A 13,610-nucleotide genomic window follows, 5' to 3' on the forward strand; every position below is an offset into this window, starting at 1 on the left:
TCAGTCTTCTTCTTCACGTTGCAGTTCGAACAGCAGCAGCGAGCGTCCGGTGACGGAATATTCGTGGCCGAAATCGAAGCGTTCCTGACCACGAATCGACGGTTGATTGGTGTCGATCATGCACGTCCAGAAACTGCCTTCAGGCACTTCTGGCAAGGTGAAGTTGACGATGTCGTGATGGGCGTTGACCACCAGCAGCAGGGTCGCGTCGCCACCCTTGCGGCGAATCCCGGTTTCCTGCGCGCGGCCATCAAGCAGCATGCCCAGGCAGCGGTTGTGCGCGTCATGCCAATGCTCGGTGGTCATCTCGCTGGCATCCGGCGCCAGCCAGGTCACGTCCTTGACGCCGATGTCCTCGTTGTACTCGCCGACCAGGAACCGCCCACGGCGCAGGATCGGATAGGCCAGACGCAGCTTGATCAGGCGTTTGACGAATTTGAGCAGGGCCTTGCCGTCCTCGCTCAGATCCCAGTTGACCCAACCGATCTCGCTGTCCTGGCAATAGGCGTTGTTGTTGCCGTCCTGGGTGCGGGCGAACTCATCACCGGCGACGATCATCGGCGTGCCTTGGGCCAGCAGCAGAGTGGCGAAGAAGTTGCGCATCTGCCGATGGCGCAGGGCGTTGATTTCCGGATCGTCCGTCGGGCCTTCGACGCCGTGGTTCCACGACAGGTTGTTGTTGCTGCCGTCCTGGTTGTTTTCGTCGTTGGCCTCGTTGTGCTTGTCGTTGTACGACACCAGATCGTTGAGGGTGAAACCGTCGTGGGCGGTGATGAAGTTCACCGACGAATACGGCCGCCGTCCACGCTGATTGAACATCTCACCGGAGGCGGTCATGCGGCTGGCGAAGTCGGCAACCTGGCCGTCGTCACCTTTCCAGAACGCGCGCACGGTGTCGCGGAACTTGTCGTTCCACTCGACCCAACCCGGCGGGAAGTTGCCCACCTGATAGCCGCCGGGGCCGCAGTCCCATGGCTCGGCGATCATTTTCACCTGACGCAGCACCGGGTCCTGACGGCAGGCAACAAGGAAGCTGTGACGCTCATCGAAACCGTCGTGATAGCGACCCAGAATGGTCGCCAGATCGAAGCGGAAGCCATCGACGTGCATCTCGCTGGCCCAGTAGCGCAACGAGTCGGTGACCATTTGCAGCACGCACGGGTGACTCAGATCCAGGGTGTTGCCGGTGCCGGAATCGTTGATGTAGAAGCGCTTGTCATCCGGCATCAGGCGATAGTACGAGGCATTGTCGATACCGCGCATCGACAGGGTCGGGCCTTGCTCGTTGCCCTCGGCGGTGTGGTTGTAGACCACGTCGAGGATCACTTCCAGATTGGCTTCGTGCAGGTGCGCGACCATCTCCTTGAACTCGGCAATCTTGCCGCTGGCGAGATAACGCGGGTCCGGGGCGAAAAACGCGATGCTGTTATAGCCCCAATAGTTGGTCATGCCCTTGTGCAGCAGATGCTGGTCGTTGACGAAGGCGTGGATCGGCAACAGCTCGACGGTCGAAACCCCGACATTGCGAATGTGCTTGAGCACATCGTCGTTCATCAGCCCGGCGAACGTGCCGCGCACGTTTTCCGGTACCGAAGGGTGGCGCATGCTGATGCCGCGAACGTGGGTCTCATAAATAATGGTCTTGTCCCACGGCACGCTGACGCGCTGATCATTACCCCAGGTGTGCGCCGGGTCGATGACTTTGCACTTGGGCACGAAGGGCGCGCTGTCGCGTTCGTCGAAGCTGAGGTCGGCGTCGGGGTGGCCGATGGTGTAGCCGAACAGCGCTTCCGACCATTTCAATTCGCCAACCAGTTGTTTGGCGTACGGGTCGATGAGCAGCTTGTTGTGGTTGAAGCGGTGGCCGTTGGCCGGGTCATAGGCACCGTAGACGCGGTAGCCGTAGATCAGCCCCGGATGGGCGTCGGGCAAATAGCCGTGGTAGATCTCGTCGGTGTATTCCGGCAGTTCGATGCGTTCGAGCTCGACTTCACCGGCATCGTCGAAAATGCACAGTTCGACTTTGGTGGCGTTGGCGGAGAACAGGGCAAAGTTCACCCCCAAACCATCCCAGGTCGCACCCAGCGGGAAGGGCAGACCTTCACGAATTCGCGAGGGCTCGGCGTGCGTGACGGGCTCGGCTTTACTTGGACGGGTCATGATTGCTCCTGCAAAACGGATGAATTCTGGGCTGATACAAAACCCTGTGGGAGCGAGCCTGCTCGCGAAAGCGGTGGCCCAGCTAATAGATATGTCGGATGGACCGACGCCTTCGCGAGCAGGCTCGCTCCCACAGGGGAATTGCATGTTTCTTGAGGGCGAACGCCCCCTCGGTGGCGGGTAAACCCGCCACACAGTCATTCAGTTCAATAATCGGGTAGAGCGTCAGTTCGCCGGGGGCTTACGCGGTGCGCGCGGCTTTTTCTCGGCGGCTTTTTCGCCCGGCGGGACGACTTTTGCGGCGCTGGCGGGCTTGGCTTTGGCCGGCGCTTTTGGCTTGGCTGCCGGCGCTTTCACCTCGGCGCTCTTGCCAGCGGTTTTACTGCCGGCAGCCTTCGGTGATTGCTTCGGTGCCAGTGCTTCGGCCTCGGCCAGTTTGCGCGCCATCTCCCAGTGGCGTGATTCCTCGCCTTCGGGTTTACCTTCCGATTCCCAGATTTGATAGGCGAATTCGCGAATGCGTTTATCGTCGGTGCTCATCGCAATACTCCTGAACTGAACCCATGCTTACGTTAAGTGTTGGATAAAGAGATTGACCGGGACATCCCCCAGCGCGTCGCTGATATTCAGCTCCCTGTTTTTTGTGACTGCGCGGCTTTGAAAAAGTCCCTTCAGGTTTGTTTCGGAGGCGGCGAACGGTAAAACCACCCGTGTATCGCCCCAGCGCAGCGCATCGACCTGAGGTACAGCACTGTTTTCCAGCAACGTCGCGCAGCGGATCGGCACGATCACGATGGCTTGCCGGCCCTGGTGTTCACGGGCGAACGCGAGCACGTTGTGTGCCTGTGCGCCCAGCACCTCGAGGGCCTGATACGTGCCACGCCGGAACAACTCGGCATGCTCGACGCGCAGGTTCAGCACCTCGGCGATCAAGGCTTGCTTGATGCGCCCGTCACGCCAGTGCGCGAGCCAATCGCCGATGGCCGACGGATCCGCCAGAGCCTGCTCGCGAGCGGCGTAATCCACCGGTCGGCGGTTGTCCGGATCGACCAGGCTGAAGTCCCAGAACTCGTTGCCTTGATACAGATCCGGCACCCCCGGCACCGTCATGCGCAGCAAGGTTTGCGCCAAACCGTTGAGGGCGCCTGCCGCTGCGATGCTGTCGACCGTCTTGTTCAGGGCCGCGCGCAGCAGTTCGCCTTCTTCACCGGTGAGCAGCTTTTCGGTGAAGGCCTGCGCCGCCTGTTCATAGGCGTCATTGGGTGCGCTCCAGCTGCTCTGCAGCTTGGCTTCGCGCAACGCCTTCTGCTGCCATTGCCAGATGCGCTTGGCGTAGTCAGCGAAACCTGCCTGATCGCCATCGTGCAAATCCAGCGGCCAACTGCCGATCAGGGCTTGATAGAGAATCAGCTCATCACCGCTCGACGGCATTTGATCATCGCTACGGACCGGGCGGGCGAGGGCGCGCCATAGCTCGATCTGCTCGGCGTACCAATGGCTGCGTTCGCTGAGCACGGCCAGACGCGCGCGGGTGTCTTCGCCGCGTTTGTGATCGTGGGTGGCGGTGGCCAGCAGGTTGTCCGGGAACGTTTCCAGGCGTTGTTGATTGAGGGCGTGAAAGTCGCTGACCGGCGCGCTGAACTGTTCGGTGTTGTAACCGACGTCATTGCGCGACAGCAGCACCGCCGAGCGATACAGCGCGGTGTCTTCCACGGCTTTGGCGGCGGCCGGTGAAGTCAGTTGCTGGAAGCGTACACAGGCATGCTTGAGGATCTTGCGCGAACGCCCGCGCGGTTTTTGCCGCCATGGCGTGCCGCCTAGCCATGCAGCGACGCAGTCAAGCACTGGCCAATCGCCTTCGCCGAGGGTCTGCCGCGCACCGTCCATGGCCTGCTGGAAAAATACCTCGTCCTGCGCCGAGCGGCCCATCGCACTGATGTAGGTGCGATACACCGGGAAGTGCACGATCAGCGCCTGCAACACCCGGCGGATCGCACCGAGGGTCAGGTCACGGGTCATCAGGTCATCGCGGGCCACTTGCAATAAAGCCTGGGCGACGCTTTCGCAGTCGCTGGCCAGCGAGCCGTTGAGGATCTGCTGACGCGCCAACTGAGCCTCTTCGATAAACGCGGCGGGGCGTTCGCTGCGCCGTTGCCACAGGTCACCGAGCACGTATTCGCCGTCCGGGTCATGTTGCAGCAACGACAACTGATTCATGAACTCGTAACCGGTGGTGCCGTCCACCGCCCAGTCGCGGCGCGGCGTTTCGCCGGCACCGAGGATTTTCTCGATGTAGATCGGCAAGTGCCGCCCGGGGGCAAGCAGATCGACGCGGCGCCTCAGTTTTCGGCAGTAACCGCGCGGATCGGCGAGGCCGTCGATATGGTCGATACGCAAACCATCGACCAGCCCTTCGGCGATCAACTGGAAGATTTTGCCGTGGGTCGCTTCGAATACTGCCGGACGTTCTACGCGCAAACCACCGAGTTCATTGATGTCGAAAAAGCGCCGCCAGTTGATATCGTCCGCCGCCGTGCGCCAACTGGCGAGGCGATAGCTCTGGCGTTCGAGCAACTGATGCAGCGCGTGGAAGCCGTGTTCAGTGGTGGAATTGTAGCGCGCCGCCAGACTGTCCTCGATGGCCTGGCGAATCGGTGGTTCGCCGGCCAGTTGCTGCAGTTCTTGCTTCAACGGCCGGGCCAGCGAATGCGCGTCGGTCTGGTAGCTGAGCGCACTGAACCGAGCGGCCAGCGGCTTCAGCGCGTCGACCGCGTTGAGCAACTCGCCATAATCGTTCGGGCAGATCGGGAAGTGATGGTCGTAGTGTTCGACGTAAAAGCTGCCGTTCTGCGCGTTGAACTGCAGCGTCAATGTGCCTTCCTGCAAGGCCACGCCGTAGTCGCCGCCGAGAAATGGCAGGAGCAACTGGCCTTCCATCAACGGGTCCGGCGAGTGCCACTGAATGTCGAAGAACTCGCCATAAGGGCTCAGGCGTCCCCATTCGAGCAGATCCAGCCACCACGGGTTGTCATTGCCACCGACCGCCATGTGGTTGGACACGATGTCGAGGATCAGCCCCATGCGGTGTTCGCGCAGGGTGCTGACCAGCTTGCGCAATGCAGGTTCGCCGCCGAGTTCCGGGTTGACCTGCGTCGGGTCGACCACGTCGTAGCCGTGCATCGAACCGGCGCGCGCGGCGAGCAATGGCGAGGCGTAAATGTGGCTGATGCCCAGGCGGGCGAAATACGGCACCAGCGGCACCGCTTGTTCGAGGGTGAAACCTTTATGAAATTGCAGACGCAGGGTGGCGCGCAATGGCTGAGTGAGCGATGAGTTCATTGGTCACGCTCGGCAGCCTGCAGCCGCGCACAGGCGAGCAATTCAAGACGTCGCGCCGCATCAACCCCGTCAAGCAACGCTTCGCTGCTGCCGGGCAGGCGCCGCGACCAGTTCGGATGGGTATCGATGGTGCCCGGCAGGTTCGCCTGCTCGTCGATGCCCAGCGCATCTTCCAGTGGCAGCAACACCAGCGGCGCGCGGGTATGGCCGAGGAAACGCACGCTGGCATCCACGACCTGATCGGCCTCGTTGGACTCCTCACGGAAGTTCTGCGGATCCTGACTCAACGCCCCGCGCAAGCCTTCGCGTTCGCGCTGACGGTGGCGGCGCCATTCGATTTCACCGTTGGCGTCGACAAACCCCAAACGGGCATTCCAGTCGATATCGCGACCATGCCACCAGCCGTTGAGCGTCGGCAGATCGTGGGTGCTGGTGGTGGCCAGCGCGTTGTCCGGCCAGTCGAGAATCGGTTTGAAGCGGGTGTTGTCCTGCTCGAACAGCAGCACGCGCATGCCGAGCATCGAGCGGGCGATCAGTTTGGCCTGCAGGCCATCGGGCACGGTGCCGAGGTCTTCGCCGAGGACGATGGCCTGGTGACGATGGGATTCGAGGGTCAGCAGGCGCAGCAGATCGTCCACCGGGTAATACAGGTAAGCGCCGTCGGCCGGCGCTGAGCTATTGGGAATCACCCACAGGCGTTGCAGGCCCATCACATGGTCAATGCGCAAGCCGCCAGCGTGGGCGAAATTGGCGCGCAGCATCTCGATGAAGGCGCGAAAGCCATTGCGGATCAGACCTTCCGGGGAGAACGCAGAAATCCCCCAGCCCTGGCCTGCGCGATTGAGGATATCCGGTGGTGCGCCAACGGTGAGCGAGGCGAGCAGTTCGTCTTGAAAGCTCCAGGCCTGGCTGCCGGCGCCATCAGCGCCCACGGCAAGGTCAGCGATCAACCCGATGCCCATGCCGGCGCTGCGCGCGGTGGTTTGCGCACGCTCAAGACAACGATGAATCAGCCATTGGCAGAAGGCGAAATAACCGATGCGCTCGGCGTACTCTTCGGCAAACGCTCCGAGGGCGGCGCCGCGCGGGTCATGCCAATGCTCCGGCCATTCACGCCAGTCGAGGCTTTCACCGCGGGCGGCGCGCATTTCCTGAATGGCTTCGAAGCGACAGTGATTTTCCAGAGCTTCGCCGCCGGCGTGACGGAAACTGGCGAAGTCCGGGTGCAACGGGTGATCACCGGCCACAAACCCTTCGTACAAGGCGTGCAGCAGTTTCTGCTTGGCCTGTGCGGCGGTTGGCCAGTCGACCAGTTTCAGGTTTTCCAGTTGCGCGAACTGCTCAGCCAGCCCGGCGGCATCGATCGCGTCACGCAAGGCGCGCTCGCCCAGAATCGCCCCCGGCGCGGCATACAGTGAATTGAGGAACAAGCGGCTGGACGGCGAATAAGGGCTGTAACGGCCGGTGTCGGCGCTGAACATCGCGTGCAGCGGGCTGATCGCCAGCGCATCGGCGCCGCGCTCACCGGCCACCCGGGCCAGTTCTTCCAGCGCCTGAGTGTCACCGAAGCCGCCGTCGCCGGGGCGGCGCAGACCATACAACTGCACACTCAGCCCCCAGGCGCGGGGGATCGGATTACCCACCGCATCGCCGACGCTGTAGCAGCGTTCGGGCGCCACCGCGAGGGTGAAATATTGATCGTCGATGTGTACCTGCTGATAGCCGACCGGGATCAGGCCGGGCAATACCGCTTCCGAATCCAGCTTGAGGTTCATCCGCGAGCCGTCTTCGAGATGGATTTCGCATGGGGTTTCAGGGGCGAAATAACGTGCCAGATCGACACCGACGCCGACATCGCTGGTCAGCAGGGGCGGCAGGTGACGGTCTTGTTGCAGTTGCAGCAGGCTGGCATCGATTTCCTGCGCGGTGCTGGCCGGGTGGCCGAGGCCGATCAGGACATTGCGCAGTACCGCTGGCGCAACTTTTTGTGCGCGGCCATTGGCGTCGATCCAGTCGACGGCGAGGCCGGCGCGGCTTGCAAGAATTTCCAGTTGCGCATCGCTCATAGGCGCTCTCCAGTCAGAGGTTGCAAAGGGGGGGCGGCCGTGAGGCTGACAAGCGCGCAATACGGGGGCAGCAGGCCCTCGTCCGCCCCCTCGACGGCAGGCGGCTTTTGAAACAGCCACACGGCGCCGGTTCGTGGAGGGTTGACCACCGCCGTATCGCTGAGGTTCAGGTCGATTCGCAGCTCACTGCCATTGCCCAGTCGCCACCGCGCACTGACGGCGCCATGGCCGAGCATTTGCGCCCCCAAGGCCTGAGTGCCAGACAGGTGGGGGATGATGTGTTGATGGCGCAATTGCAGAAGTTGCCGGTACAGCGCGAGGGTTTCCTGCTGATGCGTGGAACCATTGCCGATCAGACGTGGCTGTGAGGCATGGAATGTCTGCTCGGCATTCGGGTCAGGAATCTGCTCGCGCTTGTGCGGGTCGGTGAAGGCACTGAACCCGGCGAATTCGTTGCGCCGACCTTCGCGCACCAGGTCGGCCAGTTCGCCATGGTGACTGGTGAAAAACAGGAACGGCTGCTCGGCTGCGAACTCATCGCCCATGAACATCAATGGAATCATCGGCGACAACAGCAGCAACACCGTTGCCGATTGCACAGCACGCGGATCGGCCAATTGATGCAGACGCTCGCCAAAGGCGCGGTTGCCGATCTGGTCGTGGTTCTGCAAGAACAACACGAACGCGGTCGAAGGCAGATGCTCACTCGGCTCGCCCCGAGGTTCACCGTGGCGGGTGATGTGGCCCTGAAACACAAAGCCCTGGCTCAGGCAGCGGACCAGTTGCTCGGTGGGCTGCATGGCGTAATCGGCGTAATAAGCGTCGGTTTCACCCGTCAGCAACACATGCAGGGCGTTATGGCCGTCATCAAGCCACTGCGCGTCGTAATCCTCTTCAAGCAGACTCGACTGGTTCAGCTCGTTCTCGACGGTCAGCCAGACGTGGCGCTGCGAATTGATCTGCTGACGGATGCGTTGTGCCATTTCCCGTAGAAACTGCGGGTCTTCGATGGCGTGCACGGCGTCCAGACGCAAACCGTCGAAGCGGTATTCGAGCAGCCACATCAGTGCGTTTTCGATGAAAAACTCACGAACCTCGGCACGGCGGAAATCGATCCCGGCGCCCCACGGCGTGTGCTTGTCCTCGCGAAAGAACCCTTTGGCGTAGCGGTCGAGGTAATTGCCGTCCGGGCCGAAGTGGTTGTAGACGACGTCGAGAATCACCGCCAGACCGTGGCCGTGGGCGCTGTCGATCAGATGTTTGAGTTGTTCCGGGGTGCCGTAGGAGGCTTGCGGGGCGTAAGGCAGCACACCGTCGTAACCCCAATTGCGCTCGCCGGGGAATTGCGCCAGCGGCATGAGTTCGATGGCGGTGATGCCCAGTGCCGCCAGCCGCGGTAGATGTTGTTCAACCTCGGCGAAACCGCCGAGTGCACCGACGTGCAGCTCGTAGATCACCGCTTCGTTCCACGGCCGACCCTGCCAGGCCGTGTGCCGCCACTGATAGGCCAGTGGATCGACCACGATGCTGGCGCGGTTCAGATCACCGTCTTGTGCGCGGGAGGCCGGGTCCGGCACCTCCTGCTCGCCATCAATCTTGTAACGGTAGCGGGTGCCCGCCGGGCAGCGGGTCTTGATGACAAACCAGCCATCAGCCTGAGGCAGCATCGGCAGGGACTTGCCGTTTTCCATCTCGACGCTTGCGTAAACCGCGTCGGGTGCCCACAGCGCAAATTGGGTGTGTTCGGCGTCCAGCATGATCGCGCCGTGGGGCCAGTTCTCTTGGGTCCGTAACGGCATCGTGAAGAATCTCCCTGATTATTTGTGGTGAGCTTTACCCAGCGCCTTGGCGACCAGTTGTTCGTAGAGTTCAGCGTAAGGTTCGACCGCTTTGCACCAGTTGAACGGCGCCGCCATGGCCCGGCAACGCATGGCGTTGAGCAGGTCGGGGTAGGCGAACACCTTGAATGCGCGGCTCAGGGCTTCGCGGTAGCTGTCGGCAGTCGACTCGTCGAAGAGAAAACCGGTAACGCCGTTTTCAATGGTGTCAGCCAGGCCACCGGTGTTGCGCGCCACCGGCAACGAACCAAAACGTTGCGCATACATCTGGCTCAGGCCGCAGGGTTCGTAACGCGAAGGCATCAGCAGGAAATCGCTGCCGGCAAACATCCGTCGGGCGTCGGTTTCGTTGAAGCCGATGCGTACACCGATCTGGCCGGGAAAGCGCAGGGCCAGTTCGCGCATGGCTTGCTCTTCTTCCGGCTCGCCGCGACCGATGATCGCGATCTGCCCGCCGTTCTGCACGATGTACTCGGAGACCGCTTCGGTCAGGTCCAGGCCTTTCTGATAGACCAGACGCGAGACCACGGCGAACAGCGGGCCCTCGGAGTCCTTCAGGCCAAACAGCTCACGCACATGCGCAGCGTTGATGGCTTTGCCTTCCCAGTCGCCAATGGCAAACGGCGCAAACAGATGCGGATCGGTCGAGGCATCCCAGCTTTCGTCAATGCCGTTGGGAATGCCGCTGAGCAAGCCTTGCTGGGTCTTGGCGGCGAGAAAGCCGTCGAGACCGCAGCCGAAATCCGGGGTGGTGATTTCCTGGGCGTAGGTGGCGCTGACGGTGGTGATGTGGCTCGAATAGGCCATGCCGGCCTTGAGGAACGACATCTTGCCGTAGAACTCCATGCCTTCCTGTTGCAGGGCATGGTTGGGAATGCCCAGTTCCGGGCACGAGCCGAGGCTGGTCACGCCTTGATAGGCGAGGTTGTGAATGGTGAACAGCGTCGGTGTGCGCTGCCCGCGCCAGTGCATATAAGCGGGCGCCAGGCCAGCGGGCCAGTCATGGGCGTGCACCAGGTCCGGGCACCAGTGGATTTGTGCGAGGTTGGCAGCGATATCGGCAGCGGCCAGACCCAATCGGGCGAAACGAATATGGTTGTCCGGCCAGTCGCGACCGTTATTGGCTCCGTAGGGCGAGCCTTCGCGCTCGTACAGTTCAGGGCAGATCAACACGTAGATCACCAGACCGTCCGGCATGTCCATGCGCCCGATCTTGCACGGCGGCAGCGCGGCATGGCCGCCGAGCTCGCCGATGATATGAATCGGGTTCTCGCTGTGCATCACTTGCGGGTAGCCGGGGATCAACACGCGCACATCGTGCAGATGCGCCATGGCACGGGGCAGGGCGGCGGAAACGTCACCCAGACCGCCGGTCTTGACCAGGTCGGCGATCTCCGAAGTGACGAACAACACTTTTTTCTTGTTGGGATTCTGACTCGCTACCGGCGTCAGCGTCTTGGTGCCGGGGACGTTGATCGATCGGCTGCCGGGAACGCTGACGGTGCTCGCTTCGCCTACTGACTGCTGAACACGTTCTCCCTGAATATCCAATGCCGCACTGATCATATGAATCTCCCGTCTTGTTGATCTGATTCTTGTCTTGAACAAACCCTGTCCATGACCACGTCCTGTGGCCGGGCGCAAACGCGCCACGCATCGGTGAGCAAACGCTACCCAACACGCGCAAGCAGAATGGGTGAAGAGGCCATTGCAAGGAATGAACCAGCCGCGTTCCCCCTGCCTTTCAGATGACCCGCCGCCTTTAGCAAAAGTTTCGATTATTTTGCTGTGGTGTGACCGGCCGGTTTTGACCCGCGAAAGTCAGTCTAGGCCAGATCCTAGAGCGGGCCAGAGCAAATGGGTAAATTGTTCGACAATCGGTTGCGAGGCAAAGAAATCCGCGGCTTGCAGAGGGAATTGCACCGACGAAGTACAGGTTTTTTTGCGAGGGAGGGCCAAAACGGTGACTGGGTGGTCACGATTTTGTGCTAGCGAGAAAGGCGGATGCACTGTTGTGGTGCGGACAGTTTGTTGATGGGGGGACAGTGAGTGCCCCTTCGCGAGCAGGCTCGCTCCCACATTGGATCTGCGCCGGGAACAGATTTTCTGCCCACTGAAGATCCCCTGTGGGAGCGAGCCTGCTCGCGAATGCAATGGTCGCTACACCACCGTATTCATGAAGGTCTCAATTCAACAGGCGAACCGCCTCCCCAGCCGCCCAAGCCTGAATATCCTCGATCATCTGCGAAAAGAACTGTTCATAGTTTTGCCGGCTGACATACCCGACGTGTGGCGTCGCCAGCACATTGTCCAGTGTGCGAAACGGGTGCAGTGCCGGCAGCGGTTCCTGGTCGAACACGTCCAGCGCCGCGCCGGCGATGCGTTGTTTCTGCAAGGCCTTGATCAGCGCGGGCTCATCGACAATCGGTCCGCGTGCGGTGTTGACCAGCAGCGCCGTCGGTTTCATCCAGCCCAATGCCTGAGCATCGACCAGGCCGCGACTGCGCTCGCTCAGCACCAGATGCACCGACAGCACATCCGCTTGTTCAAACAGTTGCTGTTTGCTGACGCGGGTCGCGCCCGCCAGTGCTGCGCGTTCAGCGCTGAGGTTTTCGCTCCAGGCAATCACCCGCATGCCGAACACCTGACCGAACTGCGCCACCCGTTGGCCGATACTGCCCAGACCGAGAATGCCCAGGGTCTTGCCGTGCAGATCGCCGCCCAACCCTTGCTGCCAATTGCCGGCGCGCAGCGAGCTGGCTTCGTTGAGCAGCTTGCGTGTGGCAGCCATGATCAGCGCCCAGGTCAGTTCCGGCGCCGCGTGTTTGTAGCTGTCGGTGCCGCAGACCTTGATCCCCAGCGCCGCTGCTGCCTGCATATCCAATGCCGCGTTGCGCATGCCGCCGGTGACCAGCAACTTGAGATTGGGTAACCGCTTGAGCAGGTCTTCATCGAAACGCGTGCGTTCGCGCATCACGCAGATCACCTGGTACTGGCCCAGACGTTCGGCCAGCGTGGCGTTGTCCGCCGGGTAATCATGTTCGAACGTCACTTCTCCGAGGCTATCAAGAACCGCCCAGTCAACCACGTCGCGAGCCACGCCTTGCCAGTCATCGATCACTGCAATCTGCACCGCCATCAGCGTTACCTCATCAACGAACGGGATTGGTTTTGCTCAGCCAGCCCAGCAGCTCTTTGTGGAACTGCGCCGGTTCTTCCATCTGCGGCGCGTGGCCCATGCCGGGGAACTCCACCAGCGTGGACTGCGGGATCAATTTGGCCACCTGTTTGCCCAGCACCTCGTAGTGGCCGATTTTTGCTTTCACCTGCGGTGGTGCCAGATCCTTGCCGATGGCGGTGGTGTCGGACGTGCCGATCAGCAGCAGGGTCGGCATCTTCAGGTCCTTGAACTCGTAGTACACCGGCTGGGTGAAAATCATGTCGTAGATGAGTGCCGAGTTCCAGGCCACCTGGGTCTTGCCCGGGCCTTTGCTCAAACCGGCAAGCATGTCGACCCAACGGTCGAATTCCGGTTTCCAGCGACCATCGTAGTAGGTCGTGCGCTCGTACTCGCGGATGCCCTGAGCGGTGACTTTCAGTTCGCGCTGATACCACTGATCGACGCTGCGGTACGGTACGCCGAGGGCTTTCCAGTCTTCCAGACCGATCGGATTGACCAGCGCCAGTTGATCAACCTGTTCCGGGAACAGCAGCGCATAGCGGGTGGCGAGCATACCGCCGGTGGAATGACCCAGCAGCGTGGCTTTCTGGATGCCCAGCGCTTTGAGCAGTTGCTGCGTGTTGGTCGCCAGTTGCTGGAAGGAGTATTGGTAACTGTCGGGTTTGCTTGAGGTGCAGAAACCGATCTGATCCGGTGCGACGACCCGGTAACCGGCCTCGCTCAACGCCTTGATCGAACTGTCCCAGGTGGCGGCGCAGAAATTCTTGCCGTGCATCAACACCACAGTGCGACCGTTGGCCTTGCCGTGGGCGGCGACATCCATATACCCCATCTGCAAGGATTTGCCCTGGGACTGGAAGGCAAAGTGTTTAAGCGTGTAAGGGTATTCGAAGCCCTCCAACTGCGGACCGTAAGCCGGGCCTTCGGCGGAGGTGGCTTCGCCGGGTGTGGCAGCCTGCGCGAACAGGGGCAGGGCGGCGGTCAGGAACAGGCCCGGCAGCCAGCGGGAAAACGTGACAGACATGA

General features: G+C 61.6%; 8 protein-coding genes. All 8 read right to left on the reverse strand.

Translation table 11 applies throughout. The features are described from left to right. Positions 1 to 2,160 carry a glycogen debranching protein GlgX gene (gene glgX, locus ATI02_RS28680; RefSeq protein ID WP_095189036.1) on the reverse strand — a complete coding sequence of 720 codons (2,160 nt, stop codon included), beginning with the start codon at positions 2,158 to 2,160 and terminating at the stop codon, positions 1 to 3. A 225-nt stretch (positions 2,161 to 2,385) separates the two neighbouring features. Continuing rightward, on the reverse strand, positions 2,386 to 2,700 hold the full coding sequence (locus ATI02_RS28685) for a DUF2934 domain-containing protein (RefSeq protein ID WP_100848043.1): 315 nt from the start codon (positions 2,698 to 2,700) through the stop codon (positions 2,386 to 2,388). A 27-nt stretch (positions 2,701 to 2,727) separates the two neighbouring features. After that, complete coding sequence (locus ATI02_RS28690; protein WP_100848044.1) at positions 2,728 to 5,499, reverse strand: malto-oligosyltrehalose synthase; 2,772 nt, start codon at positions 5,497 to 5,499, stop codon at positions 2,728 to 2,730. Then, positions 5,496 to 7,565 (reverse strand): 4-alpha-glucanotransferase, encoded by a 2,070-nt coding sequence (gene malQ / locus ATI02_RS28695; protein WP_100848045.1) that lies wholly within the window; start codon positions 7,563 to 7,565, stop codon positions 5,496 to 5,498. Before malQ ends, ATI02_RS28690 begins: the two co-directional genes overlap by 4 nt. Next, positions 7,562 to 9,364, reverse strand: a complete 1,803-nt coding sequence (gene treZ / locus ATI02_RS28700; protein ID WP_100848046.1) for a malto-oligosyltrehalose trehalohydrolase — start codon at positions 9,362 to 9,364, stop codon at positions 7,562 to 7,564. The genes malQ and treZ overlap by 4 nt, the downstream gene beginning before the upstream one ends. An 18-nt stretch (positions 9,365 to 9,382) precedes the next feature. Further along, complete coding sequence (glgA, locus tag ATI02_RS28705) at positions 9,383 to 10,969, reverse strand: glycogen synthase GlgA (RefSeq protein WP_100848047.1); 1,587 nt, start codon at positions 10,967 to 10,969, stop codon at positions 9,383 to 9,385. A gap of 619 nt (positions 10,970 to 11,588) precedes the next feature. After that, complete coding sequence (locus tag ATI02_RS28715) at positions 11,589 to 12,542, reverse strand: D-2-hydroxyacid dehydrogenase family protein (RefSeq protein ID WP_100848049.1); 954 nt, start codon at positions 12,540 to 12,542, stop codon at positions 11,589 to 11,591. Positions 12,543 to 12,555: 13 nt separating this feature from the next. Next, positions 12,556 to 13,608, reverse strand: coding sequence for an alpha/beta fold hydrolase (locus ATI02_RS28720; RefSeq protein WP_100848050.1), 1,053 nt, complete (start codon positions 13,606 to 13,608; stop codon positions 12,556 to 12,558). Positions 13,609 to 13,610: the final 2 nt, after the last annotated feature.

Source organism: Pseudomonas baetica, assembly GCF_002813455.1.
In the GTDB taxonomy this organism is placed as follows: domain Bacteria; phylum Pseudomonadota; class Gammaproteobacteria; order Pseudomonadales; family Pseudomonadaceae; genus Aquipseudomonas; species Aquipseudomonas baetica.

Coding starts and splice junctions, on each gene's coding strand:
- glgX (WP_095189036.1), bottom strand. CDS start 2,160: ATGACCCGTCCAAGTAAAGCCGAGCCCGTCACGCACGCCGAGCCCTCG.
- ATI02_RS28685 (WP_100848043.1), bottom strand. CDS start 2,700: ATGAGCACCGACGATAAACGCATTCGCGAATTCGCCTATCAAATCTGG.
- ATI02_RS28690 (WP_100848044.1), bottom strand. CDS start 5,499: ATGAACTCATCGCTCACTCAGCCATTGCGCGCCACCCTGCGTCTGCAA.
- malQ (WP_100848045.1), bottom strand. CDS start 7,565: ATGAGCGATGCGCAACTGGAAATTCTTGCAAGCCGCGCCGGCCTCGCC.
- treZ (WP_100848046.1), bottom strand. CDS start 9,364: ATGCCGTTACGGACCCAAGAGAACTGGCCCCACGGCGCGATCATGCTG.
- glgA (WP_100848047.1), bottom strand. CDS start 10,969: ATGATCAGTGCGGCATTGGATATTCAGGGAGAACGTGTTCAGCAGTCA.
- ATI02_RS28715 (WP_100848049.1), bottom strand. CDS start 12,542: ATGGCGGTGCAGATTGCAGTGATCGATGACTGGCAAGGCGTGGCTCGC.
- ATI02_RS28720 (WP_100848050.1), bottom strand. CDS start 13,608: ATGTCTGTCACGTTTTCCCGCTGGCTGCCGGGCCTGTTCCTGACCGCC.